Genomic DNA, 24,631 nt, shown 5'->3' with positions numbered 1-24,631 from the left:
CCTACATCCACCAGGCCAGCACCGCCGGCAGCCAGGCAAAAGACAATACCGTGGAGCACATCACCAGGTTGGCCACCTGCTCGGGCTCCCGGTTGGCGCGCACCGCCATCAGGTAATTGAACACGGCCACCGGCATGGCCGATTGCACCACCAGCACCGCTCGCTCAAGGCCCTGCAGCCCCAGCAGCGTACCCACCGCCCAACCCATGCCGGCGCCCAGCACGATCCGCAAGCCGCCCAACACCAGCCCGCTGCGCACATGCTGCAGGCGGATGCTGGCCAGCGATACCCCCAACGTGAGCAGCATCAGCGGGATGGTCATGCCACCGAGCAGGTCGCCGGTGTTGGCCAGCCAGCGCGGTAGCTCCACATCCAGAGAGATGATGGGCAGCGCCCCCGCCAGGCTGATCACAATGGGGTTGCGCAGCAAGGCCTTGAGCGAAGCGGCCGTGCCGGAAATGGCCATGCCGACGGTGAACTGCACGATCGACAAGGTGAGGAAGAAGGCCACCGCCAGCGCCAGGCCATGCTCACCGAAGGCATACAGACTGATCGGCAGGCCCATGTTGCCGGTATTGGGGAACATGAAGGCGGGCGTCAGCACCCGCCAGTGCATGCCAGATAACCGGCACACCAGCAGCGCGGCAATGGCCATGCCCAGTGTGCACAGCAGGCAGGCCAGAGCCATGCTGGTAAACGCGCCGGGGTCCAGTTCGGTGCGGCTAAGGGTGGACAACACCAGGGCCGGGGTACCGACCATCATCACAATGCGGGCGATGAAGGTGGTGGGGTATTCCAGGCCGGCGCGGGCCCAGGCAAAACCGATACCGGCAACGATGAACACCGGGGCCAGAACCGCGAACAGCGAAGCGAACATGAGGGCCTTCCTTGCAGGGGGTGCTGCATTATGCCGCAGCCCGGCAGGTTATCGGCGACCCGTTAACGGCCAGCATATGTCTGCCCAGGACATTGACGTGCCCAACCCGGCGTGCGGCATCTCGTCGCAGGCCCTGGCCCCTTGGGCAAAACCGCGCAAGCCCGTAGAATCGCGCTTCCTTTTCGCCCGTCGCCTTGAACGGTGGCAACCGGCAGCAAAGACCGAGTCCGTGCCTGACCACATGAACGCACATGTGAAATAGGCTCAACCCTCCCCGCCCAGCCTTCTCCCTGATGGCCAAGCGGTTGAGTCTTGCCCAGGTCCCATCCGTGCAGCCCTCGCCCACTTTCGGGCCAGACCGTGCGCGCGTCCGCAAAGGCATACATCCCGCTTATCCAACCTGAGGTACCTATGTCTCCGCGTTTGCTGGCCATGGCGCTGGCGCCCCTGCTCGGGCTGTTCATCATTGCCCTGGGCAACGGCTTCATGTCTTCCCTGACCACCCTGCGGCTGGGCGATGCCGGCGAGTCCGCCACCACCATCGGTATTGTGTCGTCCACCTACTTCATCGGCCTGACCCTGGGCGCCATCTTCAACGACCGGCTGATCCTGCGCATTGGCCACATCCGCGCCTATACCAGCTTCGCCTCGTTGATCGGCGCGACCATCCTACTGCAAGGCCTGTTCTACGACGTCACCTGGTGGTCAGTGCTGCGCCTGATCAACGGCTGGGCAGCCGTGGGCGTGTTTCTGGTGATTGAAAGCTGGCTGCTGCTGGCCGGTGACGCCAAGATCCGCGGCCGCCTGCTGGCCTTGTACATGATCGCGTTCTACGGGGCGGGCGTGCTGGCCCAGGCGGGGCTTGGCGAAATCACCCGCCTGGGCGACAGCGCACCGTTCATGCTGGCAGGGGTGCTGACTGCCTTGTCGGTGCTGCCTATCGTGATCCTGCCTCGGGTGTCGCCGCTGCTGGAGCAAGTGGAACCGCTCAAACCGCGGCAGCTGCTGGGTGTCGCGCCCTCCGGGTTGGTCGGCTGTTTTGGCTCTGGCGTGGCCATTGCCGGCATTTACACCCTGCTGCCGCTGTACCTGCAACGCATCGGCCTGGAGGTGGGCGAGGTCGGCAACATGATGGCCTGGGTGATCCTGGGCGCAATGTTGCTGCAGTACCCCGTCGGGCGCTGGTCCGACCGCAAGGATCGCCAGGATGTATTGATTGCCCTGGCAGGGCTGTGCGTGGTGCTGGCGCTGGTCACGGTGTTCCTGCCGTCGGACTCGTTCCTGCTGCCGGCCATGTTGTTCCTGTTGGGTGGCGGGGTGTTCACCCTGTACCCGGTGGCGGTCAGCCACGCCGCCGACCGTGCGCCGTCCGATGCGCTGGTACCGATGATCCAGGGCCTGCTGCTGATCAACTCGCTGGGCTCGGCCATGGCACCGGTGGCGATTTCGCCGATGATGACCGAATTTGGCGAAGCCGGCCTGTTCTGGGCCTTTGCCGTGGTCAACCTGTTCATGGTGGCGTTTTTCCTGTGGCGCCGTGGCAAACGGCCAGCCGCCGAGCACCCTGCCCCGTTCACGGCCTCGACCACCTTCTCGCCTACCGGCGCAGAGCTGCGCGTCACCGAAGACCTCATGCACGCCGCCCAGGAGCACCCACCGCTGGAGCCCGCCGAGGCTGCTCCCAGCGACGCCCGCTGAGGCACTCGGGGCCGCAAGCCGGCCCCGCCCTACACGACCATCCGTCGCCCCAGTAGCACCTCCTGTGCGCAGCCCTGCCCAAGCAAGGACAGATCATCCGCACAGGAGCTTTGCCATGATCCGCATCCGTAGCCTCTCGCTGTCCGTCGCCTTCGCCCTGGCCACCCTGGCCGGTACCAGCTACGCCGCGACCGAAAGCACCAACACCGACATGCACCCTAAAACCGATCAATCCGGTGGTAAAACCGCCGGTGAAGGTAGCAGCGTCAACACCCCCGGCAGCAGCCGCGACAACGACAGCAGCAACGCCGGCGTGCATGACGGCGCCAGTGGTGGCTCCAACAGCACGGGTGAAGCCACCGGGTCTGGTGCAGGCGCCAGCGGCGGCACCGCTGAAGACCAAGACAGCAACTGACCTTGTGCAGGCCGTGATCGCCACTGGCATTTCTACGACTGATCACGGCCATAGCATTTATCCATTGAATCAGCCGCGCCACCTGCAGTAAGCTCGGGCTCATTCACTGGAGCGCAACATGCCATCATCTACCTGCAATCACGCCAACCCCACGGGCCGCACGCTGCGCCCTGTGCTGGCTGTTGCCGGCTGTGTCGCACCTGCCAGCTATTACTTTGGGTATTGGTTTAGCCACTAGGCGCCGATACCCAGACGGCGCCCACCTTCGAGGGGCCGCCGAACATGAGAACACTCAACCCCCGGTCGGCTTCCCGACCGGGGGTTTTGCTTTTCAGGCCCTTTTAAATCAGCGATTCACACAGGACAACCCCATGAACTACGTCACCTATTACCGCGCTTGCACCTACACCTGGCGATTTAGCCATAACCGTTCGGGCCAGCCTGCCGCCTCCGACCGGTCCTGCACAGGTGGCCTCGCTACAGCCAACAACCTATCAACGATCTGTCGAACACCTCGATAGGGCCGACGGCGCGCGCGCCGTCCGCCCAAAGGAACCTACACCATGCAAGCCACCAGCCTCGCCCTGACCCAGCCACACGCCGCCAATACCACCGTCAGCAAGCGCCTGCCCAGCCCGCACCTGCTCAAACAGCAAATGCCGCTGGCCAATACCCTCGCCCAGCAAGTCCAGGCCCACCGCCAAGCCATCGGCGATATCCTCCAGGGCCGTGATCAGCGCCTGCTGGTAATCGTCGGGCCCTGCTCCCTTCACGACCCTCGCGCAGCGCTCGAATACGCCGACCGGCTGGCCAACCTCAGCCGCCAGGTGGGCGACCAACTGCTGCTGGTAATGCGTGCCTACGTGGAAAAACCCCGTACCACAGTGGGCTGGAAAGGCCTGGCCTACGACCCGCACCTCGATGGCAGCGATGACATGCACGCCGGTATCGCGCTGTCTCGCGGGTTGATGCTGAGCATGATCGAACGCGGGCTACCGGTGGCCACCGAGTTGCTGCAACCCATGGCCGCCGGCTACTTCGAGGATGTGCTGGCGTGGGCGGCCATTGGTGCGCGCACTACCGAATCGCAGGTGCACCGGGAAATGGTCAGCGGCTTGGAACTGCCTGTGGGCTTCAAGAACGGCACCGATGGCGGCGTTGCGGTCGCAACCGATGCCATGCGCAGCGCTGCCCACCCTCACCGCCACTTCGGCATGGACGCCCAAGGCTACCCCGCGATCATTGAAACCTTGGGCAATGCGCATACCCACCTGGTGCTGCGCGGCGGCCACCAAGGCCCCAACTACGATGCCCACAGTATCGCCCTGGCCCGTCAGGGGCTGGCGAAGGCCGGGCTGGCAGCACGCATCATGGTCGACTGCAGCCATGCCAACAGCGGCAAGGACCCGTCACGCCAGCCGGCCGTGTTCAACGATGTGCTGCAGCAACGCCTGGCTGGCGACCATTCGCTGATCGGCATGATGATCGAGGGGCACCTGTTCGACGGCTGCCAGGCACTGGGCAAGGGTGCGCTGAAATACGGCGTGTCGGTCACCGACGCCTGCCTTGGCTGGGCGCGCACCGAAAGCCTGTTGCAACAGGCCGCACAGCAACTTCGTGAAACAACGGGCAAGGCTTGCGAGACACAGCCCGGACAAGTGCGCTAGGCTTGCGTTTTTTACCCCGAGGAGCAGTACCCATGGCCCGTGCAACCGCCCGCCACATCCTGGTCAGCAGCGAAGAGAAGTGCAACGAACTCAAGGCCCAGATCGAAGGCGGTGCCGACTTCGCCGAAATCGCCAAAGCCAACTCCACCTGCCCATCCAGCCGCCAGGGCGGTGACCTGGGTTCGTTCGGCCCAGGGCAGATGGTTAAGGAATTCGACACCGTCGTGTTCAGCGCTCCGGTCAGTACCGTACAGGGTCCGGTCAAGACCCAGTTTGGCTACCACCTGCTGGAAGTGACCAGCCGCCAGGACTGATCGCCAGGCGCTGATCATGTGCCCGGTGAAAGCGGGTTTGCCCAAGGCCAGGCCTGTGTCTGCAACCTCGTTGCGTATACAGGCTTGTTCTGGGGCAAACCCGCTTTTGCTTTTTCTGGGGGTCCTGCTGCTGTTGTGCGCAAGCCTTGCAGCGCAGGCCGCACCCAGCCATGCCCTTACCGTTTATGGCGAACCACCGCGCTACGGCGGAAGCTTCCAGCATTTTGACTACGTGAACCCGGAAGCCCCCAAAGGCGGCAGCTTGCGGCGCTCTGCCATCGAGATCGGGCAATTCGACCATATCTTGCCGTACATCGACAAAGGCACCGGCGTGAGCGAAGTCGATGGCTGGCTGTATGCGCCACTCGCCGTCCGCGCCTTCGATGAACCCTATACCGTTTATGGCCTGATCGCCCGGCGCATGGAACGCGGCCCCGCTGACGCCTGGCTGCGCTTCGAGATCGACCCTCGCGCCACCTTCGCTGACGGTAAACCCGTGCGCGCCGAAGACGTACGCTTCACCTTCGAACTGCTCATGAACAAGGGCAGCCTCAAGTACCGCACACAGTTCGCTGCGGTCACCGGCGTTACGGTCGAAGGGCCGCGCTTGGTGCGTTTTGATTTGCAGCCCGATCACGGCCGTACCCTGCCCCTGGACCTGGCCAGCCTGCCGGTACTGCCAGCCCATGACTGGCAGGCCCGCGACTTCGCCAGTGGCGCCGGCTTCGAAAAGCCCGTGGGCAGTGGGCCCTACCGTTTAGGTCGCATCGACAACGGGCGCAGTATCACCTTCGAACGGGACCCCACCTGGTGGGCCCGCGACCTGCCGGTCAACCGGGGGCGCTACAACTTCGACCAGTTGCGCATCGAGTATTTTGGCGACACCGAAGTGGCCCGCCAGGTGCTCAAGGGTGGCGGTTACGACTACAACCGGGAGTTCTCCGCCACTGCCTACACCCTGGGCTACAACGGCGCCCAACTGGAGGACGGCCGCCTGCAGCGTGCTCATTTGGGCCCCGCCAAACCTCAGGTCGCCCAGGGGTTCGTGTTCAACCTGGACCAACCGCAGTTCCGTGACCGCCGGGTACGTCAGGCACTGGGCATGCTGTGGGACTTCGAATGGAGCAACCGGCAGATGATGCGCAACTTGTACATCCGCCAGCAGAGCTTCTTCTCCAACACCCCCTTGGCCGCCACGCAACTGCCCGACGCCGATGAGCTGAAACTGCTGGCTCCCCTGCGGGGGCAGGTACCTGACGAGGTGTTTACCACGGTCTTCACCGCCCCAGTGACCGACGCCAGTGGCATCATCCGCAACCAGCAGTTGCAAGCCTTGAAGCTGCTCGGGCAGGCGGGCTGGACACCGCAGGGCGACCACCTGGTGAATGCGCAGGGCGTGCCCCTGGCATTCACCTTTCTCAATGGCCAGGCAGGCCTGGAGCGCCTGCTGCTGCCGTGGAAGCGTAACCTGGCGCAGATCGGCATCACCCTGAACATCCGCAACGTGGATGCGGCCCAGTACGTCAACCGGCTGATGGCCCGTGACTACGACATGATCGTGACCGGTTACCCGGTCAGCCTGTCACCCGGCGCTGAGCTCTACAGCTATTTCGGCTCTGCTGCCGCCCACGACCCGGGCTCGAATAACCTCATGGCGTTGCAGGACCCTGCCGTGGACCACCTGATCGATGGCCTGGTGCGTGCCGCTACTCAGGCCGACATGGTGCGGCACGCCCACGCGCTTGACCGTGTGTTGCAATGGAACCACTACTGGATCCCCAACTACTACCCGCCAGGCAGTTCAACCGCCTGGTGGAACCGTTTTGGCCTGCCCAAGGTTCAGGCAACCTATGACGAGGGGCTGGACACCTGGTGGGAGGTCAGCCCCACACCCCTTACCAATGCGCAGATGGCCGAGCGGCTGAGGGCGACACCGTGACCACCTACATCCTGCGCCGGCTATTGCTGATCGTGCCGACGCTGCTGGCCATCCTGCTGGTCAACTTCGCCATCGTCCAGGCGGCGCCGGGTGGGCCAGTGGAGCAGGCTGTGGCGCGCCTGCAGGGGCTGGGCGGTGGTGTACCCGGTGGCCGTGCCGAGGTGGTGAGCGGCGACTCCCGCGCCACCCGTGGCCTGGACCCGAAGCTGATCGAAGAAATTAAACACCAGTACGGCTTCGACAAACCGGCACCTGAGCGTTTATGGCTGATGCTGAGCCAGTATGCGCGGCTGGACTTTGGCAACAGCTTTTTCCGCGGCGCCAAGGTGACTGACCTGATCGTGCAGAAGTTGCCGGTGACCTTGTCCCTGGGTTTCTGGGCCACGTTGATTACCTACCTGGTATCAATCCCGTTGGGCATCCGCAAGGCAGTGCGTCACGGCAGCCGCTTTGATACCTGGAGCAGCGCCTTGATCGTGATCGGCTACGCCCTGCCTTCGTTCCTGTTCGCCCTGTTGTTGATCGTAGTGTTCGCGGGGGGGACCTCGCTTGCCTGGTTCCCGGTGCGGGGCCTGGTGTCGGACAACTTCGACAACCTCAGCCTGCTGGGCAAAGTGGCCGACTATTTCTGGCACCTGGTGTTGCCCGTCAGCGCGCTGGTGATTGGCGGTTTCGCCACCCTGACACTGCTCACCCGCAACGCCTTTCTCGACGAGATCTCCCGGCAATACGTGGTGACGGCGCGGGCCAAGGGGCTGAGTGAGCGCCGTGTGCTGTATGGCCATGTGTTGCGCAACGCCATGCTGCTGGTGGTGGCCGGGCTGCCGCAGGCGTTGATCACCGTGTTCTTCGCGGGCTCGTTGCTCATCGAGGTGATCTTCTCCCTCGACGGGCTGGGCCGCATGAGCTACGAAGCCGCGGTTTCACGTGATTACCCGGTGGTGTTCGGCACCTTGTTCATCTTCACCTTGGCGGGGCTGTTGATCCGCCTGTTGGGCGACCTAGCCTACACCCTGCTGGACCCCCGCATCGATTTTGACGCGAGGGCGCACTGATGCTGTCGCCGCTGCTACGCCGCCGCCTTCAGCGCTTTCGCCGCCACCGCCTGGGTTGGGTTTCGTTGTGGCTGTTCACCGCCCTGCTGCTGACCAGCCTGCTGGCAGAGCTGGTGGCTAACGACAAGCCACTGCTGTTGGGTTACAAGGGCGAACTGTTCGTGCCGGCACTGAAGCGTTACACCGAGCAGCAGTTTGGGGGCCAGTTGCCGTTTCAGCCCGACTACCGCAGTGCCTACGTGCGCCAGCTGATCGACCAGCAAGGGGGCTGGATGCTGTTCGCCCCCATTCCCTTCAGCGCCGACACACCCAACTACGACCTGCAAGTGCCCACGCCCAGCCCGCCGAGCGCCAGCAACTGGTTGGGTACCGACGACCAAGGCCGCGACGTACTGGCCCGGGTACTGTACGGCACCCGTGTCTCGCTGCTGTTCGCCTTTGCGCTGACGGCAGCCAGTGTGCTGGTGGGGCTGGCAGCTGGTGCCTTGCAGGGCTATTACGGCGGCTGGGTAGACCTGTTGGGCCAGCGATTGCTGGAGGTGTGGTCAGGGCTGCCGGTGTTGTACCTGCTGATCATCCTCAGTGGCTTCGTCGAGCCTGACTTCTGGTGGTTGCTGGGCATCATGGCGCTGTTCTCGTGGTTGACACTGGTAGACGTGGTGCGCGCCGAGTTCCTGCGCGGGCGCAACCTGGAGTACGTCAAGGCCGCACGGGCGTTGGGGCTGCCGGATAGCCAGGTGATGTTGCGCCACATCCTGCCCAACGCACTGAATGCCACCCTTACCTATGTTCCCTTCATGCTCACCGGGGCGATCACCACCCTCACCGCCCTGGATTTTCTGGGCTTCGGCATGCCGGCAGGCAGCGCGTCTCTGGGGGAACTGGTGACGCAAGGCAAGCAGCACCTCGAGGCCCCTTGGCTAGGCTTTACTGCATTCTTCGCGCTGGCAGTGATCCTGTCGCTGCTGGTGTTCATCGGTGACGGCTTGCGCCAGGCGCTTGACCCCAGAAGTTAGCTGCGCCTGGCCGTCGCCTTTTTTACGCAGCGCCCAAGGTGCTGCCAAGGAGTCTGCTATGCCACTCACAGGCAAAACCGCATTGGTCACCGGCTCTACCAGTGGTATCGGGCTGGGTATTGCGCACGTGCTGGCTCGGGCCGGGGCGAATATCGTGCTCAACGGCTTTGGCGAGCCCACAGCGGCCATCGCCAGCATTGCCCGGCACGGCGTCGATGTCGTCCATCACCCGGCCGACCTGGCTGACGTGGCGCAGATCGAAGCGCTGATGGCCTTTGCCGAACGGCAACTGGGCCCGGTGGACATCCTGGTGAACAATGCCGGCATCCAGCATGTGGCCCCGGTTGAGCAGTTTCCGGTGGAAAGCTGGGACAAGATCATCGCCCTCAACCTGTCGGCGGTTTTCCACGGCACGCGCCTGGTGCTGCCAGGCATGCGCGAGCGCAACTGGGGGCGCATCGTCAATATCGCGTCGGTGCATGGCATGGTGGGCTCGACCGGCAAGGCCGCCTACGTGGCGGCCAAGCATGGCGTGGTTGGCCTGACCAAAGTGGTAGGCCTGGAGACGGCCACCAGCAACGTGACCTGCAACGCCATCTGCCCAGGCTTCGTGTTGACACCCCTGGTGCAGCAGCAGATCGACGCCCGTGCCGCTGCCGGCGTCGACACCCAGCAGGCACAACGCGAACTGCTGGCAGAAAAACAACCGTCACAGGCCTTCGTCACTCCGCAACACCTGGGTGAGCTGGTGCTGTTTCTGTGCAGCGAAGCCGGCAGCCAGGTGCGTGGCGCTGCCTGGAACATGGACGGGGGCTGGCTGGCCCAATGACTGGTGGCGGGTCAGTCGGGCATAATGAATCCTTTTTTGCTGCTACACGCACAGGTACATCATGAAAGCCCAAGCTCGCCACATCCTGGTCAAGACCGCTGAAGAAGCCGAGAAGCTCAAACAGCGCATCGCCAACGGTGAAGCGTTCGATGTGCTCGCCAAGAAGTGCTCGATCTGCCCTTCCGGCAAACGCGGGGGAGACCTTGGCGAGGTTCGCCCCGGGCAAATGGTCGGGGCCATTGACCAAGTCATTTTCAAGAAGCCGCTGCGGGTGGTGCACGGGCCCATCAAGAGCAAGTTCGGCTACCACCTGGTGCAGACCTTCTACCGCGACTAAGGCAATAGCATTTGGCCGCCTAGCATTTTTGCCAGTTGTGCCGCTGATGACGGCTTGTATACAAACCTCCTGACCCTGCGCGGTAGTCAAGGCACGCGGGCAATCTCTGGAGGCTTTGCCGATGCGCCTGCACCTGATCCTCACCCTTGGCTCACTCCCTTTGCTGGGTGCTGCGCTTCCCGCCGCCCACGCCGCATGTGCCTTCACCCCTGGCCCCGGCAACGACAGTTTCGTCTGCGACAGCGGCACGGCCGACGCGCTGGTGGACACCGAGGGTGACAACAGCCTGGTGCTGCCCGCAGGTGGTACCGGCGCCATCACCGGTGACGTCAGCTTCGGCCCAGGGCGCGATCGCATCGACATGGCATCCGGCAGCATCGGCGGCAACGTCAACCAAGGTGCCGGCATCGATGACTTCGTCATGAGCGGCGGCGTTATCGAAGGCAACCTCAACCAGGGCGACGGCCTGGACACCTTCTACATGAACGGTGGCTGGATCAAGGGCACCTTCGACAGTGGCGACTATGCCGAGATGGATGCTGGGCGCATCGGCAACGTGAACATGCGCCTGGACAAGAACACCTTCATCATGCGCGGCGGCAGCGTCGACCGGAACATCATCACCGCATTCGATACGGACTACATCGAAGTCTTCGAGGGCACCATTGGCGGCAATATCAGTGTCAGCGGGGGTGACGACCAGGTGTTGATCCATGGTGGCGAAGTGGGTGGTGACGTGCTGTTGAGCACCGGTAACGACCGCTTCGTCTGGGACGGCGGCCGCATCGGCGGCAAAGTGGATGCAGGCCCTGGGGATGACACCGCCTTGCTTTCCGGGCTGGGGCCGGATGCACTGGTGATCACGCTGGACGGCGGCGAAGGTAACGACAGCCTCACGTTCAATGGCAGCCAGGCCGTGGGCGGGGCCAGTTACGTGAACTGGGAACGCGTGGCCTTGACCAACAGCAGTTCACTCGGCCTGGATGACACGCTGGTACTGGGCGACACCACCAGCAACACCGGCAGCCTCAACCTGGACAGCAGCAGCACCCTCAGCTCCCGGCAGGGAGTGATCACAGCGTTTGGCCCAGGGCAGCGCGCGACGGTGAGCAACGCCGGCACGCTCAACCTTACCGAGGGCAGCGATGCTCTGGGCCGCCTTACCATTCAGGGCAACTACACCGGCGAAAATGGTGTACTGCGCATTAACAGTGTGCTGGCCGGCGATGATGCCGCCTCTGACCGCTTGGTGGTAAGCGGTGGTGCCATTGATGGCTCGACCCGATTGCTGGTGAACAACCTCGGCGGTGCTGGTGCGGCCACCGCGCAAAATGGCATTCAGGTGGTGGAGGCCCGCGAGGGGGCTACCAGTACCTCCACCGCCTTCGTGCAAACCCATACGCTTTCGGCGGGCGCCTACGACTATCGGTTGTTCAAAGGTGGGGTAACTGCCGGCAGCGAAAACAGCTGGTACTTGCGCTCCACACTGTTAGCACCGCCTGTTATCGCTCCGCCCTCCCCACCCACCGAGGTGCCTGAGCAGCCCGGCACACCGCCGGTCGTCACTCCCCCGGTGGCGGCGCCCGTTACGCCTCCCGTCGCGGCACCGGCACCCGGCCAGCCGGACTTGCCTACTCCGGTTCAAGGTACTGAAAGCCTGCCACTTTACCGCCCTGAAGTCCCGGTTTATGCCGCTGCCCCCAGAGGCGCAGCCATCATCGCCCGCCAGGCGCTGGGCACCTTCCACCAACGTCAGGGCGACCAGCAACTGATGGGCGGCGAAGGGGCACTGCCTGCCGCCTGGGGGCAGGCGTATGGCGGCACCCTGCGCCAGCAATGGAGCGGCACGGTCAACCCGAGCCTGGATGGCGACCTGTACGGCTTCAAAGTAGGGCAAGACCTTTACGCCACTGTCAGTGAGCGTGGCTACCGCCAGCAAGTGGGCGTGTACGTGAGCCATGCGCGGTTGACTGCAGACGTGAAAGGCTTCGCCCTGGCCCAGCAAGACCGCCGTGTCGGTGACCTGAGGCTTGACGGCGACAGCGTGGGTGCCTACTGGACGCTGGTAGGGCCGCAAGGCGGCTACGTAGACGCTGTAGTCCAGTACACCCGGCTCGATGGCCGGGCCCGTTCGGATCGCGGTGACGCACTGGATATCGACGGCCACGCCTGGACAGGCTCGGTTGAGAGCGGCTACCCAATAGCCCTCTCCGACCGCTGGACCCTAGAGCCACAGGCACAGCTGATCGCGCAGAAGGTACAGCTCGACACGGCCAGCGATAGCGTGGCGCGGATCAGCCATGATGCCCAGGTCGAGTTGACCGGGCGGGTTGGCCTGCGCCTCGAAGGGGCGTTCAAGGGCAGCAGCGGGCGCCTGCTGCAACCCTATGCCCAGGTGAACCTGTGGCATGGCGACGGGGGGCGCGACACCCTGGTCTTCGATGATACCGACAAGATCAAGACCGATTACCGCTACACCTCGGTGCAGGTAGAAGGCGGCGTAGTGGCGCAAATCAACCAGGCCTTGAGCCTGCACGGCGGCGTGCAGTACACCAGCAACCTGGACAGCCGCCAGCAACAAGCCAGCGGCGTGAACCTGGGTGTGCGCTGGCAATTCTAGCGGCGGGCGGCCAGCAGCCCGATACCGGCGCACCCCAGCAGTGACGCACTCACCCGGTTGAACAGCCGGCGTGGGCGCGGCTGGGCGAACCAGCGCTGCAGGTAGGTGCCCAAGCCTGCGTACAGTGCGATGGCCACCCACTCCAGAAGCAGAAACAACACCCCCAGCCACAGGAACTGTTCGCTCACCGGGGTGATGCTGCCCACCGACACGAATTGCGGCAGGAAGGCGGTGAAGATCAGGATGGCCTTGGGGTTGCCGGCTGCCACCAGAAACTCCTGCCGTGCAAGCTGCCAGGTCCCCCTCGGCAGCTCAGCCGCTTCTGCTACCTGCCCGACCGGCGCGCGCCACAATTGCCAGGCGATGTAGAACAGGTAGGCGGCCCCGGCCACCTTGATCACCCAGAACAGGTACGCACTGGTATGCAGTACCACGGCCAGGCCCATGGCAGCCAGCACGATCATGGCGCTGAACGCCAGCAAGCGGCCGCCCCCGGCTACACAGGCGGTGCGCAACCCATAGCGGCTGGCATTGTGCAGCGACAGCAGGTTGTTCGGCCCCGGCGCCATGTTCAGCGCGAAGCAGGCAGGGATGAAAAGCAGCAGGCTTGCAAGATCCATTGTTGTTTTCCTCTGGGTTTCGCCGGTATTGCGCCGCACTCCCCGCTTTCAGGTCAAGGTACAGCCAGCAACGACAACTGTACTGATGGGCGCCAACTGCTACTCTGCTGCGCAAAAGGAGGACTTCGCCATGCCCCGTGCACACACTGCCATCTGGCGCGACCCGGCGTTGCCGCAGGTAGAAAGCCGCCGCGCCTGCCATAGTCGCGCCTGCTACAAGCCCCACAGCCACCCTACTTTCTCCATCGGGGCTGTCGATGTTGGCCACAGCCGTTTCGAAGGGGCAGGCAAAGGCCAGGCGCACCTTGGGCCCGGTACGCTGGTGATGGTACCGGCGCACAGGGTGCATGCCTGCAACCCTGACCCAGGGCAGGCGTGGAGCTATCAGATGCTGCACGTGGACGCCGAGTGGCTGGACGCCTTGCGCGAGGAGGCGGGGCTTGCAGGGTACGGCAGCGCAGAGCCTGCACGTATCTGCCGTGAGCCGGGGGTGTACCGCCAGTTCACCGCGCTCAATACGCTGCTGTTTTCCCAGGCCACACCTGCCGAAAAACAGGCGGCCTTGGTTGCCTTTCTGTGTGATATCGACGTGCGTGCGTACGCCCCGCTCACCCCCGCCCCGTCCCTCGCGGCGCCAACCCTTCACCGCTTGCTGGCAACGATCGAGGCACAAGGGCCGTCGCACCTGAGCCTGGACGCCCTGGCCCAGGAGGCAGACCTGGGGCGTTACCAACTGATTCGCGCGTTCCGCGCGGCAACTGGCTTCACGCCCCATGCCTATTTGCTGAACGCACGGGTTAACCGTGGTCGCCAACTGCTGGGACAGGGCCACCCGCTCGCGCAGGTGGCCTACCAACTGGGTTTCGCTGACCAGAGCCATTTCCAGCGGGTGTTCAAGGCCCATGTGGGCGTTACCCCAGGCCAGTATCGCCAGGGCTAAGCAGCGCAACGCTGCAATATTGTTCAATACGCGCAGTGCAGCGAGGGGCAGACTGCGGCTTTCAACGTCGAGGCCACTGCCCCATGCAAGCGTTCGTGATCATTGCCCTGGCCCATTTCTTGGCCTTGTTGTCCCCCGGCCCGGACTTTTTCCTGGTAGCACGCACCTCCATCAACAGCGGCTGGCGCGTGGCCACAGGTGCGTGCCTGGGCATCGCACTGGCCAATGGTGCATTCATAGTGCTGGCATTCACCGGTGTGTCCGTGTTGCGCGAGGGCACCCTGCTGTTCGATACCCTGCAACTGGTCGGTGCCGTGTACCTGATGTACATCGGCGTGCTGTTCCTGCGGCACGCGGGCGGCACGTCTCTGGGCGCTGTAGCGGGCCGCAATGCCGGCCACGGCTGGTGGCGCAGCCTGCTGATGGGTGGGTTGTCCGGTATTCTCAACCCAAAAAACGCACTGTTCTATGCCAGCCTGGCCAGCCTGGTGGCGGGTAGCAGTGTGGGTTGGAAGGCCGCCTACGCGCTGTGGATGTTCAGCGTAGTGCTGCTGTGGGACCTGTTGGTAGCGGTGGCAATAGGCAACCCACGGTTGCTGCGGCGCTTTGGGCGCAGCTTGCCTTGGTTGGAACGGGCCTCTGGCATCATGTTGATGGCGGTGGCTACAGGGCTGCTGGTGCAGGTGGCGCGGGGCTGACCAGCTCGAAGGTGTGCATGTCCAGGAGGCTGAAATGGCCGTTGGCCCAGCCCCCGGTATCCAGGTGCCAGACATTGCCCAGCTGCTTCACCTGCGGTACTGGCGTATGGCCGACCAGCAGACCCCGCAAACCGTCCACAGGCCGTGTGTCACCTGCCTTCAACCGCCGCCGCGACCATTGGCATACCTCCCGCACATCGGGGTCGTCATCCAGTTCCAGCCACGTGCGCAAGACACCCCAGTCGTCGAATGGGCAGTCCGCATGCAGGAGCCCAACGGGCCCTGCAGCCGTCTCGACTTCCAGGGCGATAGGCAATTGCTCGAACTGCTCGACGAACCGCAGTTGTTCGTTGCGGGGCAACCCTATGAACCATGCCCCGCCTGCGGCGTGGTACATGGCCAGGTCCAGCCGCCCTCCACGCACAAGGGTGATCGCCAGCGCCTCATGGTTGCCCTGCACCGCGTGAAACCACGGTTGCGCCAGCCATTGCAGCACCGCCTGACTGTGCGGGCCGCGGTCTACCAGGTCGCCTACACTAAACAGGCGGTCCTGCTGCGGGTTGAACCCCACTGCGTCCAGGCTCAGTTGCAGGCGGTCGAAGTGGCCATGGATATCACCCACTGCCAGGTCCCGGCCAAGGGGGTTGGCAGCCATGCGTTCGAAACGCCCCATCATACGGCCCTCTGAGCATGCAATAAATGGGTAACGTGGTTCACGTGCGCTCTCCTCTGCTCAGCATGGCACAACGTGCGTGCCGGTAGTATGCTCGGCCTTTCAACCTGCACCAGGGAAGGGCTGTCGATGCTACTGTGCGCCGTTCAACTTGCGTCGCTCAAAGGTGATGTGCCGGGCAACGTCCAGCGCCATGTGGCCTGTATCGAACAGGCGGCGAACGTGGGCGCCGAACTCGTCGTGTTCCCTGAACTGTCGCTCACAGGTTACCAGCCGACCCTGGCGCGACAGGCTGCCCTGCCGCTGTCCTCGACCCGCCTTGACCCGTTGCAGGCCGCCTGCGACAGGCTGGGCGTCACGGTGGCAGTGGGTTTGCCGCTGCCCACGCCCAATGGCATCCGCATCGGCATGCCCATCTTCAGCCCTTGTGCACAGCGCCAGGCTTATGCCAAACGCCGCCTGCACGATGATGAACTGCCCTATTTCTGCCCTGGCGACGAGGGCCTGTTGCTGCGCATAGCCGGGCACAGTGTTGCCCCTGCGATCTGCTTTGAGTCGATGTTCATGGCCCATGCCGCCGCCGCTCACGACCAGGGTGCCGACCTGTATATGGTCAGTGTCGCCAAAACCGCCAAGGGTATACGCGAGGGCTACACCCATTACCCTCAAGTGGCTCGGGAGCTAGGGATGACCGTACTCATGGCCAATTGCGTCGGCCCTGCCGACACCTTCATCGGTGCAGGTGGCTCTGCAGCGTGGGGCAGCGACGGGCGCCTGCTGGCGCACCTTGATGAGCAGCGTGAAGGGCTGCTTCTACTGGACACTGACGCCGCCAGCGCGTCGGTATTTGCCATGGACACGTCTGCATGATCTACGGGTTTCTGGCCCTGTTGAGCTATGCCCTGACTTACTACGTGGTCGGGCTGCTGTTGAACGGCCAGCTGGCGGACATTGCCGAAGGGCTGCGTCACCGCCCCGACGCGCCGCCCCCCGGCGAATACCTGCGTGCGGTGCACGTGCGCATGCGCCTGGCTCAAAAGCACTACACCCTCATTGCTGGCACGCCGCTAGCGGCACTGGCCTGCCTGGTGGTGCATTGGCTGGTTTGACACTCACAGGTCAAGTGCCAGGCTCTGACGGCCCTCCAGCGCCAGCAGAAACTGCTTGGCCGGCAGGCCGCCGGCAAACCCGGTGAGGTGCCCCGACGCCCCAATTACCCGATGGCAGGGGGCGATAATCGAAATCGGGTTGCGGCCATTGGCAGCTCCTACTGCACGCACCGCGCTGGGGCTGCCGATCTGCCGCGCAATCTCGCTGTAACTGCGGGTTTCACCGAAAGGGATGGTGAGCAGCGCGCTCCACACCCGGCGCTGGAAATCGGTGCCGGCGAAGTCCAGTGGCAGTTCGAATCGCTGGCGTTGGCCGCTGAAATATTCGCCCAGCTGACACGCTGTATCAATCAGTACAGGGCAGTCTTCCTGCTCGACCAAGGGCCCCAGGCGCACACGGTTTTCGCGTTCTTCTTCCCACAGCACAGCGGCCAGCCGCTGATTGCGGGACACCAGCATCAACCTGCCGACGGGCGAATGCATGTGTGTAAAAACGCTGGTCATTCCTGGGCTCCTGAAGGGGGTACAAGGCCAATGTACGCCTGTGTCGGCGAGCTAACGCGCACATTCTTGCGGTCACTATCCGAATGGCTGCTATCACCAACCGACTAACCCCAATTGAACTGAATTACTTTGATTACCACCCTGTCAACAATTATGAACGTAGCCAATATGACGAGGTGAATCATGACCATTGAAGCCAAGACACTGGCGGAGCTCGCCCAAACGCTCAAGGCCCAAGGAGCGCGCCTGATTTCGGACCTGACGTTCATCCGAGCACCCTACCGCTGTGGCAAACGGTGGGTATGCAATGTGGTACGGCGCAAGGCCCGCAAACCTGCATTGCTGCAATGAAGCCCGGAACCCGCCAGCAGACTAACGGCCCGGCAAGCGGCGAAGGACCGCCATCCCCTTCCGATATCTACTTCCGCTATAGGTTGGTGTGATCTTATTGCCCTGAGGCCACGCTAAAACCGTATCAGTCAAGGCACTCTTTGGCCGCCTGCCGAAGTTTGTCTCCAGACAAGAAACTCCCTTTGTAAAAGGTCGCTCGGCTACCGTCGCCCGACTCTATCACCTCAAGCACATCATCGGTAGCAACAGCGCTCGGCGCCGTCATGCGCACGCCATGAGGAATGGATTTCTGCGTAGCATTTGGCATCAGGGCCTGCCATTTGGGCATGACACAGGCGGCATACTGCTGCGGGGATTTGCCGGTCAATTTGCTTGCCGTAGGTTTACCAGGCGTTGCACACCCCGCCAAGGTTATGGCTAACGCCCCGAAGAGCGCGTTACGAAAGATAGGCATATACAGGAGGCCCCTTGAAGTTTGCCGCATTCTACCCAGTGGTACTGAAGGTGGCTAATCAAACCAAAGCAGGGGTATACGCCGACAACTGACAGTTTTACCAGTAGCACGGTACTCACAGGGCTGCGACAGTGGCATTGACCACCCGCAATGATCCACACCCGACTGGGAGTTCGCACCATGCCTAAACAGGACAGCAGCACATTGTTTTTTTATCAAAACGGAAAACTCGTCACCCTCAGAGTGGGGGAGCAAGGTCATCAAATCTTCCGACACGCAGAGATGCCCCTGGCTGAAATCAGCGCCCACGGGGGTACAGCGGGCGGGATACTGGCAACGGATGACAAAGGGTCGGTGCTGAACGTACAGGCACCGGACAACTGAGCCATTCGCCCCTCCTTACCCATAGCCGGCAAAGCACAAAATAGTTGCACTCCAAGCGGTACACCAGCGATGCTCTGGGTACCGCTGAAGCCACTATCAATGGAGTGCCTTGCCCTATGGAAACGCTTCACAGCATCAAAGCGGACCTGGTCAGAACCGCAGACCATCTGGATGGGCTGAGGCAGGCCATGAATGGGCACGTCAGGTTCATGCAGGCCCGTGGCAGTGCGCAAGAGCACCTCGATGTAAACGCACATATTGCGTCGATTAGCCACGTAGTGGATGAACTTCGCACCCTTGCGGCCAAACTCGAGGCGGCCGATGCGCTGCCTGACAGCGCTTGAAAAGTAGGGTCGCAAATAAGGGGGCCGGACTTGCTATTGCCGTCAGTCCCTCCGGCCCTCTTGCGGCTCTAGTGCGAAATGACTCATGAACGTTAATTGCTCAATGGCCTGCATATAGGGGGCAAATCGCATGTCGCCGGCGTTGAACGCATCCGCTACGCGCCGTGCACTCTCCAGGCTGTCCCATACTGCCAGATCAGCAAATACACGGTCATTACTGATTGGGCAATACGCCCCGTACTGGACCAGCCCAGGGAACGCTTTCAATACTTCCCTCAGCCCCGCGCGCAACGCGGGCATCTGCGACTCGAACTCTGCTTTGACGGTGAAAATGGCGACTTCCAGTACAGCGTCCGGATAGTACATGGCTTGGGTCCTTCTCAGTTATGGAGAAGGCCCAGTGTCCGCCATGCCTACTGACAGCGTACTGTCAGTGAGTGTTTTGGCTTTCCATTGTTTTGTCTGAAACTGCATGTAGGCCTTGAGCCCGATGCCAGCGGGAAGCGCTATTGGCTGATAGGCCAGCGAAACCGATTCGATGCAATCTACCCGGAAATCACGATAAGCCGCTTTGCTGCAGCACCAACTGCCAACTGTCCATTTTCCGCCCCAATAAAACAGCCCCAGCGGGTAGATATTTCGCTGCGAGATGAGGCCGTGCAAGCTCGTGTACACGATCTGCACCGGGCGCTGCTGTTCCGAGGCTGTGCGCAAATCGGCCAAGTGTGCGCGTGTTTTCAATGCCATACCGCCCAGTGCCCGCACCTTGGCATCTGCTGAGTCCATCTTGTGCTGGGTCAACGTTGCCCCCACCTTACTCAGGAGCATGTTCGCTGCTTGCGCCATGGCTGGGTCAGCCGTGCAGGCGAGCATTTCCATCCCCAGCATCAAGGCATCCACCTCCAGGCGATTCAGGGTCAACGGAGGCATCTCAAAATCGGCATCCAACGCATAGCCAATACCTGGCGTGCCATAGACCGGGATGCCCGAAACAGATACATCGTCTACATATCGGTAAACGGAACGCACTGAAACACCCATGCGCTCTGCAAGGCGCTCTGCGGAAATAGGCTGATGCACCCTGATCAGGTTCACAAGCTGAAACAGACGGTCAGCTTTACGCACCCTGGTGGCTCGCAGTCATAGGGTTGACTCCAGCCAACGCGCCATCCTCAGCGAAACCTGAGCTTCACGACTTTGCTCAAGGCCCAGCCGCCGAAGACATAGAACGCGTCCAGGTAAAAGCGCCCTGCATAGTTGGGCAGTGGCTGCTGATTCATAAGCTGCTCTGGCCCGGGCGCTGGCGGCAGGAGCGCATAAATGCCATTGGGGACCACGGCCAACGCAATCAGCAGCGCGTACGTGATCACCTGTATGGCCTTGGCACGCCCCGCCGCTTTACCGGACCACTTGAGCCCATAAAACGCGACCAGGCCGGCAACGGGCAACACCCAGAAGTGCGTCGGTATCCCGATGAACATTTCGGCTACAACGCTTCGTGCCTGCACAACCACCACCTCCGTTAAAAGGGCCGATTATTGCGGGCGCGCAGGGCAAATGCAAAACCTGATCAGGGCGCCCGCAGGGAGGTCGGTTCGGCGCCCAGCGCTTTCTTCCACTGACGCACGCGTTTACGCGCATTGGCGTAAGGGGACGCCGTGTTCAACTGGATCATCCGCCCTTTGCTGTACCGCTCGTACCAAGGGCGGCCGTACAGGGAGTCGTCGGTTTCATGTTCAAGCAAGGCCAGAATCTCGGCGTTTACACAAGCCAGTTGCTCACGTAACTGGATAAAGGTAAGCCCTGCCCCCTCCGTATAAAATCGTTGTGCGAGGCGACCTAACTCATTCCACTTATACCCCGTTTCTGGAAAGTCGACAGGCAGCCCCCTGGCTTTGGCGTTGCACCATTTGATCACCAGCCGGTTCCAACCTACCAAATAGGCGAGCAGGTCCGAGAGACTCATTGAGGTCCCCTGCGCATGCCCCGCCAGAGAAGCTTCACGTGTGCGGGCAATGGGGATGTCTGCCAGGTCTGCCTCCAAACGCGAATAATTGAGGCGAATGGCCTCGATGAGTTGCTGCTTGTTTTGCGGTATCGCCACGTCACGCCTCTCCACTGAGCATCGGGCGTTTTAAATCGCTGCCTACAGTAATAGCGGGCAAATCGGCGCCCCCAACATTCGTGTGGAAGCGGACTTGCCCGCAAAACGCCTCAGCGACTTTTACCGGATCAGAAGTCTTTCTTGACCTCTTTATCAATATGCTTGCCCGCCTTGTGGCGTTCCTTGTTCATGTGGCTGGCGCCCTTATCAATTTCCTTGCCATCATGCTTAACACCTTTGCTGATTTCCTTACCCGCGTGATCGGCGCCTTTATCCACTTCACGGACATCGTGGCGAACACCTTTCGCTACATCCCCTTCTGCTTGCGCGGCGGACATCGTCATGACGGCGGCGAAAGCAATGGCAACAGCGGCAACCGTTTTTTTGAGCATTTCAGCGCTTCCTTCAAAAAAGTGTGGAGGTTCCCACACCCCAAACATAGATGATGGCTTGCGGATAAACCACGATGTGAAAATAGTTTAACGCCCGGTCCGGCGCTGGGTTTGCATCCAGTGTGGATGCAATGCCAGTACCCCGCCCCACGCCGGCATAGTAGCGTTGGCCATTCGACGAACTGTCTCGGTCCGTTGCATATGCCCACGGACCGGGCCTCTCACGAACTAGGAAGTCAAATGGAACATGTTCAAAACGTCAATCAAGAGGCGCTAGACCTCGCCCTGATAGCGTTTTCTCGCTACAAAATCGGTGAAATCAAGTTATTCGATTTGGAGTGCGCCATGAGTTTTGAGGCGGGCGAAGCCCTGTCGCGTAGCGGACTGGTGCGGTTCTCGATAAGCAAAATGCCGTCAGGACGCTACCGCATCAGTGACGAAGGTGAGAATGCGATCACCGAGGCGGGCCGCGCCCGTCTTGAAGTGATCAGAGGTTAACGACGTGCCCACCGCCAAATGAGGCGCAAGCAAAAAGGGCGGGCCAGTTCCGCCCCTTTTTCAGGCGTCCTGATTCCAGTGCACGGCGATCGCCAGCACGGTAAACACCAACACCGCTTCGACGACCAGATAAACCCCGTAAAAGTCTTCCGAAAACATGTGACTGAACCTGTTGGCAAGGGTCGATATTCTTTCACCCCGTGCTGGGCACGCGGTGCGAAGATCAGAGCAACTGCCGTGTGAAGAAGTTCACCCATGCTCGGGGGAAACAGGGCAGAAACGCTTCAGCCATCACTCGGCGCCGGGTGGAATACCGTCTTTGTTCTTGTCCTTCAGGCGTGCCTTCTCTTCTTCGGTCGAGTGGGCAGGCACCTGGTTGTCCTGCTGGTCACGTTTTGGCTCGGTCATGTCGCTCTCCTTGGGTTGATGAGCATTGGGCACCCTGGCAGCCCGGCAGTTCGCCAAATCTTCGCGTTCATTACGGCGTAGGCCAGTTCAGCCTCTGATGGTCCACAGCTGATCAATACGTGTCGTATAGGACTGGCTCATCATTTCTCTTTTCATACCCCAGGCAGGTACCAGCGGCACGCTGGCAACCCGCAGCGTTCCCCTGCCCCACCGCTGATTGATGTCATCCATCACCTGCATCGCGCGGTCACGGGTCGGCGGCTGTCGCGCCGCGAACAGGTCACCTGAAAAGTCGCCAGGGGCTCGCAGGCCCATCAGCAGTACTTCGGCTTTGCTGTAACGAAACCCGGGCCTGAACACCTGCTCGACCGCCTGGCTGGCCAGCCGCGTCATCAACAAGGTGTCACAGGTAGGGTACGGCAGTTCAACCAGCGCGCCCTGGGCGTGATGCGCTTCATTGGGGTTGAACATGCCGGTGCGGATGCTCACGCGCATGCGCTTGCACAGCGAGCCCTGTGCCCGCAGCTTTTGCGCAGCGCGCCCCACATAAGTGGCCACTGCCTGCTTGATCGACGGCAGGTCGCTCAAGCGTTCACCAAACATACGGCTACTGCAGATCTCATGCTTGGCCATCTCAACATCTTCCAGTTCCAGGCACGGTGTGCCCCCCAGTTCACGGGCGGTCTTTTCCACCACCACACTGAACTTCTGCCGAAGGGTACGGGCGTCGGCCCTGGCAAGGTCCATTGCCGTGTAGATGCCCATGGCCTCCAGGTGGGCGTTCATCTTGCGGCCAATACCCCACACATCACTGGCCTTGGAGTTACGCAACACCCAGTCACGCTTGACCGGGTCGGTAATGTCGATCACACCGTCCGTTTGGCTCAACAGCCTCTTGGCCATGTGATTGGCCAGCTTGACAAGCGGCCAACTCCAATCAGGCCAGATGAGTTGTAGCCACTTTTGATACACCGAACGGCGACTTGTCAACGCCTGCCGTACATTTGAGCGCCCCTGCCATAGAGTCTGAGTCTATAGGGTTTGGTTGTCAGTCCCGGTACCTTTCGCCGAGCAGCTCGGCTTAGGTGGCAAGGGAAACTATGAATTTAAGTATTCGGATCAAGATCACGTTATTGAGCAGCATCTGTCTGGTGTCCGTCGTGGGAATACTAGCTTGGCTATCACAGGAGCAGCGCCGTAGCGACGTACAAAGCATCGCCAGCACGTCGGGCGATCTTTTGCGTACGGCGGCCCAAGACACGTTGCAGGCCGAAGGGCAAGTGCAAGCGCTGAAGGTCCAACAGCGATTTGGCCAGAGCTTCGAATTTGCCCAAGGCGTAGCCCGGCATCTCCTCCATCTGCGTGCGCAGACCATAAGCGATTATGCCGCCGCCATTGTCATGCGTCAGGAGCTCTCAAGGTTGCTGCATGATGCCATTGGCGAACGCAGGGACTTGCTTGGCCTGTTCGTGATATTCGAGCGGAACGCGCTGGACGGACATGACGCAGATTTCGCAGGCCAGACGGCGCTAGGCGGAAACGACCGTGGCCGCTTTACCCAATATTGGCTACAACCAACACCCGGGCAGCTTCAAGCGGTTTCGGCCGACGAATCCCTATTGGCCGATACATCAATCGGTCCTACCGGAGCCTCCGCTAACGCCTTCTACGTCTGCTCGCGTAAAAGTTTGCAGGCGTGCGTATTGGAACCCTACCTGGACGACTCAAGCGGCACTCCTCGACTGGTGACCAGTGTGACCGTACCGCTCATCGTCAACGGGCAATTGCTTGGGGTGTTAGGGCTGGATATTGCGCTGGACAAGCTTCAGGAGGAAGCCGCGGCGGCCAGTGCAGGCCTTTACGAAGGGCAAGGCATGTTGTCGATTCTGAGCCCCGCGGGCGTGGTAGCGGCCGACACCGGTCAGCCGCAGCGACTCGGCACGCTGAAGGCGTCGCAAGCCCACTCAGGCTACCTCAACGTTACTGTCCCCTTCGCGCCGATTGCCGAGGCCCTCCCCTGGCTAATCGAGGTATCGGTACCCTCACGGGTTCTTGAGGCCCCGCTGCAACGTTTGAAAGAGCAAATGCAGGCGCAACAGGTGAAAAGCCTCGGTGTTGCAGTCGGCCTAGGTTTGCTGCTGACGCTGACAGGGGTATTGATTATGGGATGGGCTTCTCGCAGCCTGACCCGCCCGATTTCACGCGTCGCCGAACTGCTGCATGCCATCGCCGATGGCGACGGAGATCTCACACGACGTCTGGCGTACAGCGGCCGTGATGAGCTAGGCCATTTATGCGGTGCCTTTGACCTTTTCCTTGATCGACTTCAACCGGTCATCGCCCAGGCTCAGCAGGCCGTCCACGATACTCGCAGTACTGCCGACA

The 24,631-nt window shown here is 62.0% G+C and carries 28 protein-coding genes and 2 pseudogenes; 19 read left to right on the top strand and 11 right to left on the bottom strand.

Annotated features, from left to right (window positions below):
- Window position 1: 1 nt before the first annotated feature.
- Complete coding sequence (locus tag PPA02S_RS01200) at window positions 2-877, bottom strand: AEC family transporter (protein WP_028634103.1); 876 nt, start codon at window positions 875-877, stop codon at window positions 2-4.
- A gap of 411 nt (window positions 878-1,288) precedes the next feature.
- On the opposite strand from PPA02S_RS01200, the gene PPA02S_RS01190 reads away from it, so the two are divergent.
- From PPA02S_RS01190 to PPA02S_RS01145, 10 genes are all read left to right on the top strand, one after another.
- A complete protein-coding gene (locus tag PPA02S_RS01190) occupies window positions 1,289-2,575 on the top strand; it encodes an MFS transporter (protein ID WP_028634105.1) in 1,287 nt (428 codons plus the stop codon).
- A 115-nt stretch (window positions 2,576-2,690) separates the two neighbouring features.
- Window positions 2,691-2,990, top strand: a complete 300-nt coding sequence (locus PPA02S_RS01185) for a hypothetical protein (protein ID WP_028634106.1) — start codon at window positions 2,691-2,693, stop codon at window positions 2,988-2,990.
- Between the two features lie 563 nt (window positions 2,991-3,553).
- Window positions 3,554-4,657, top strand: a complete 1,104-nt coding sequence (locus PPA02S_RS01180) for a 3-deoxy-7-phosphoheptulonate synthase (protein ID WP_042141131.1) — start codon at window positions 3,554-3,556, stop codon at window positions 4,655-4,657.
- Window positions 4,658-4,689: 32 nt separating this feature from the next.
- The gene (locus PPA02S_RS01175; RefSeq protein WP_028634107.1) at window positions 4,690-4,971 is read left to right on the top strand and encodes a peptidylprolyl isomerase; all 282 of its coding nucleotides are present in this window, start codon (window positions 4,690-4,692) and stop codon (window positions 4,969-4,971) included.
- A gap of 10 nt (window positions 4,972-4,981) precedes the next feature.
- Window positions 4,982-6,910: an extracellular solute-binding protein gene (locus PPA02S_RS01170; protein WP_028634108.1), complete on the top strand. Its 1,929-nt coding sequence runs from the start codon at window positions 4,982-4,984 to the stop codon at window positions 6,908-6,910.
- Window positions 6,907-7,965 (top strand): microcin C ABC transporter permease YejB, encoded by a 1,059-nt coding sequence (locus PPA02S_RS01165; protein WP_028634109.1) that lies wholly within the window; start codon window positions 6,907-6,909, stop codon window positions 7,963-7,965. Before PPA02S_RS01170 ends, PPA02S_RS01165 begins: the two co-directional genes overlap by 4 nt.
- Window positions 7,965-8,981: an ABC transporter permease gene (locus PPA02S_RS01160; protein ID WP_028634110.1), complete on the top strand. Its 1,017-nt coding sequence runs from the start codon at window positions 7,965-7,967 to the stop codon at window positions 8,979-8,981. The genes PPA02S_RS01165 and PPA02S_RS01160 overlap by 1 nt, the downstream gene beginning before the upstream one ends.
- 58 nt (window positions 8,982-9,039) lie before the next feature.
- Window positions 9,040-9,810, top strand: coding sequence for a 3-hydroxybutyrate dehydrogenase (gene hbdH / locus PPA02S_RS01155; RefSeq protein WP_028634111.1), 771 nt, complete (start codon window positions 9,040-9,042; stop codon window positions 9,808-9,810).
- A 61-nt stretch (window positions 9,811-9,871) separates the two neighbouring features.
- Entirely contained in the window at window positions 9,872-10,147 is a 276-nt protein-coding gene (locus tag PPA02S_RS01150) for a peptidylprolyl isomerase (protein ID WP_028634112.1), read from the top strand.
- Window positions 10,148-10,268: 121 nt separating this feature from the next.
- Window positions 10,269-12,767 carry an autotransporter family protein gene (locus PPA02S_RS01145; protein WP_042141129.1) on the top strand — a complete coding sequence of 833 codons (2,499 nt, stop codon included), beginning with the start codon at window positions 10,269-10,271 and terminating at the stop codon, window positions 12,765-12,767.
- Here the strand turns inward: PPA02S_RS01145 and PPA02S_RS01140 are convergent.
- On the bottom strand, window positions 12,764-13,387 hold the full coding sequence (locus PPA02S_RS01140; protein WP_028634114.1) for a LysE family translocator: 624 nt from the start codon (window positions 13,385-13,387) through the stop codon (window positions 12,764-12,766). The two genes, PPA02S_RS01145 and PPA02S_RS01140, sit on opposite strands and share 4 nt — an antisense overlap.
- A gap of 130 nt (window positions 13,388-13,517) precedes the next feature.
- Here PPA02S_RS01140 and PPA02S_RS01135 point away from each other — a divergent pair, with 130 nt between their 5' ends.
- Together PPA02S_RS01135 and PPA02S_RS01130 are read left to right on the top strand one after the other, a co-directional pair.
- Window positions 13,518-14,327, top strand: coding sequence for an AraC family transcriptional regulator (locus PPA02S_RS01135; protein WP_028634115.1), 810 nt, complete (start codon window positions 13,518-13,520; stop codon window positions 14,325-14,327).
- A gap of 83 nt (window positions 14,328-14,410) precedes the next feature.
- A complete protein-coding gene (locus tag PPA02S_RS01130; RefSeq protein ID WP_028634116.1) occupies window positions 14,411-15,025 on the top strand; it encodes a LysE family translocator in 615 nt (204 codons plus the stop codon).
- Here PPA02S_RS01130 and PPA02S_RS01125 read toward each other — a convergent pair.
- On the bottom strand, window positions 14,991-15,698 hold the full coding sequence (locus PPA02S_RS01125; protein ID WP_028634117.1) for a metallophosphoesterase: 708 nt from the start codon (window positions 15,696-15,698) through the stop codon (window positions 14,991-14,993). The two genes, PPA02S_RS01130 and PPA02S_RS01125, sit on opposite strands and share 35 nt — an antisense overlap.
- A gap of 129 nt (window positions 15,699-15,827) precedes the next feature.
- Here PPA02S_RS01125 and PPA02S_RS01120 point away from each other — a divergent pair, with 129 nt between their 5' ends.
- Both PPA02S_RS01120 and PPA02S_RS01115 read left to right on the top strand, forming a co-directional pair.
- Entirely contained in the window at window positions 15,828-16,568 is a 741-nt protein-coding gene (locus PPA02S_RS01120) for a carbon-nitrogen hydrolase family protein (RefSeq protein WP_028634118.1), read from the top strand.
- Window positions 16,565-16,807, top strand: coding sequence for a hypothetical protein (locus PPA02S_RS01115; protein ID WP_028634119.1), 243 nt, complete (start codon window positions 16,565-16,567; stop codon window positions 16,805-16,807). The genes PPA02S_RS01120 and PPA02S_RS01115 overlap by 4 nt, the downstream gene beginning before the upstream one ends.
- 3 nt (window positions 16,808-16,810) lie before the next feature.
- Here the strand turns inward: PPA02S_RS01115 and PPA02S_RS01110 are convergent, their stop codons facing one another.
- Window positions 16,811-17,311, bottom strand: a complete 501-nt coding sequence (locus tag PPA02S_RS01110; RefSeq protein ID WP_028634120.1) for a methylated-DNA--[protein]-cysteine S-methyltransferase — start codon at window positions 17,309-17,311, stop codon at window positions 16,811-16,813.
- 183 nt (window positions 17,312-17,494) lie between these two features.
- Between PPA02S_RS01110 and PPA02S_RS23150 the strand changes: the two genes are divergently transcribed.
- Window positions 17,495-17,662, top strand: coding sequence for a hypothetical protein (locus PPA02S_RS23150; protein ID WP_169338816.1), 168 nt, complete (start codon window positions 17,495-17,497; stop codon window positions 17,660-17,662).
- 124 nt (window positions 17,663-17,786) lie between these two features.
- Here the strand turns inward: PPA02S_RS23150 and PPA02S_RS01105 are convergent, their stop codons facing one another.
- Window positions 17,787-18,116 carry a hypothetical protein gene (locus tag PPA02S_RS01105; protein WP_154660083.1) on the bottom strand — a complete coding sequence of 110 codons (330 nt, stop codon included), beginning with the start codon at window positions 18,114-18,116 and terminating at the stop codon, window positions 17,787-17,789.
- 180 nt (window positions 18,117-18,296) lie between these two features.
- Here PPA02S_RS01105 and PPA02S_RS01100 point away from each other — a divergent pair, with 180 nt between their 5' ends.
- Together PPA02S_RS01100 and PPA02S_RS01095 are read left to right on the top strand one after the other, a co-directional pair.
- Window positions 18,297-18,500 (top strand): hypothetical protein, encoded by a 204-nt coding sequence (locus tag PPA02S_RS01100; protein WP_028634122.1) that lies wholly within the window; start codon window positions 18,297-18,299, stop codon window positions 18,498-18,500.
- A gap of 116 nt (window positions 18,501-18,616) precedes the next feature.
- Window positions 18,617-18,844: a hypothetical protein gene (locus PPA02S_RS01095; RefSeq protein WP_028634123.1), complete on the top strand. Its 228-nt coding sequence runs from the start codon at window positions 18,617-18,619 to the stop codon at window positions 18,842-18,844.
- Window positions 18,845-18,886: 42 nt separating this feature from the next.
- Here the strand turns inward: PPA02S_RS01095 and PPA02S_RS01090 are convergent, their stop codons facing one another.
- The 5 genes from PPA02S_RS01090 to PPA02S_RS01070 all read right to left on the bottom strand — a co-directional run bounded on the left by PPA02S_RS01090 (window position 18,887) and on the right by PPA02S_RS01070 (window position 21,340).
- Window positions 18,887-19,210, bottom strand: a complete 324-nt coding sequence (locus PPA02S_RS01090; protein WP_028634124.1) for a hypothetical protein — start codon at window positions 19,208-19,210, stop codon at window positions 18,887-18,889.
- An 18-nt stretch (window positions 19,211-19,228) separates the two neighbouring features.
- The gene (locus PPA02S_RS01085; protein ID WP_028634125.1) at window positions 19,229-19,969 is read right to left on the bottom strand and encodes a helix-turn-helix transcriptional regulator; all 741 of its coding nucleotides are present in this window, start codon (window positions 19,967-19,969) and stop codon (window positions 19,229-19,231) included.
- A 47-nt stretch (window positions 19,970-20,016) separates the two neighbouring features.
- Window positions 20,017-20,325 carry a hypothetical protein gene (locus PPA02S_RS01080; protein WP_028634126.1) on the bottom strand — a complete coding sequence of 103 codons (309 nt, stop codon included), beginning with the start codon at window positions 20,323-20,325 and terminating at the stop codon, window positions 20,017-20,019.
- Between the two features lie 89 nt (window positions 20,326-20,414).
- Window positions 20,415-20,948 (bottom strand): ClbS/DfsB family four-helix bundle protein, encoded by a 534-nt coding sequence (locus PPA02S_RS01075; protein ID WP_028634127.1) that lies wholly within the window; start codon window positions 20,946-20,948, stop codon window positions 20,415-20,417.
- 128 nt (window positions 20,949-21,076) lie between these two features.
- Window positions 21,077-21,340 (bottom strand): hypothetical protein, encoded by a 264-nt coding sequence (locus PPA02S_RS01070; RefSeq protein WP_028634128.1) that lies wholly within the window; start codon window positions 21,338-21,340, stop codon window positions 21,077-21,079.
- 240 nt (window positions 21,341-21,580) lie between these two features.
- On the opposite strand from PPA02S_RS01070, the gene PPA02S_RS01065 reads away from it, so the two are divergent.
- Window positions 21,581-21,838, top strand: coding sequence for a hypothetical protein (locus PPA02S_RS01065; RefSeq protein ID WP_028634129.1), 258 nt, complete (start codon window positions 21,581-21,583; stop codon window positions 21,836-21,838).
- 495 nt (window positions 21,839-22,333) lie between these two features.
- Here the strand turns inward: PPA02S_RS01065 and PPA02S_RS01060 are convergent.
- Window positions 22,334-23,170, bottom strand: a pseudogene (locus PPA02S_RS01060) (DUF4113 domain-containing protein); the annotation flags it as partial.
- 176 nt (window positions 23,171-23,346) lie between these two features.
- Between PPA02S_RS01060 and PPA02S_RS23530 the strand changes: the two are divergent.
- Window positions 23,347-24,564: pseudogene (locus tag PPA02S_RS23530) on the top strand (cache domain-containing protein); the annotation flags it as partial.
- Window positions 24,565-24,631 lie beyond the last annotated feature (67 nt).

This window comes from Pseudomonas parafulva NBRC 16636 = DSM 17004 (assembly GCF_000730645.1).
Lineage (GTDB): Bacteria > Pseudomonadota > Gammaproteobacteria > Pseudomonadales > Pseudomonadaceae > Aquipseudomonas > Aquipseudomonas parafulva.
The sequence above is the reverse complement of the archived record's forward strand: the minus strand, read 5'-3'. Positions and strand labels throughout refer to the sequence as shown.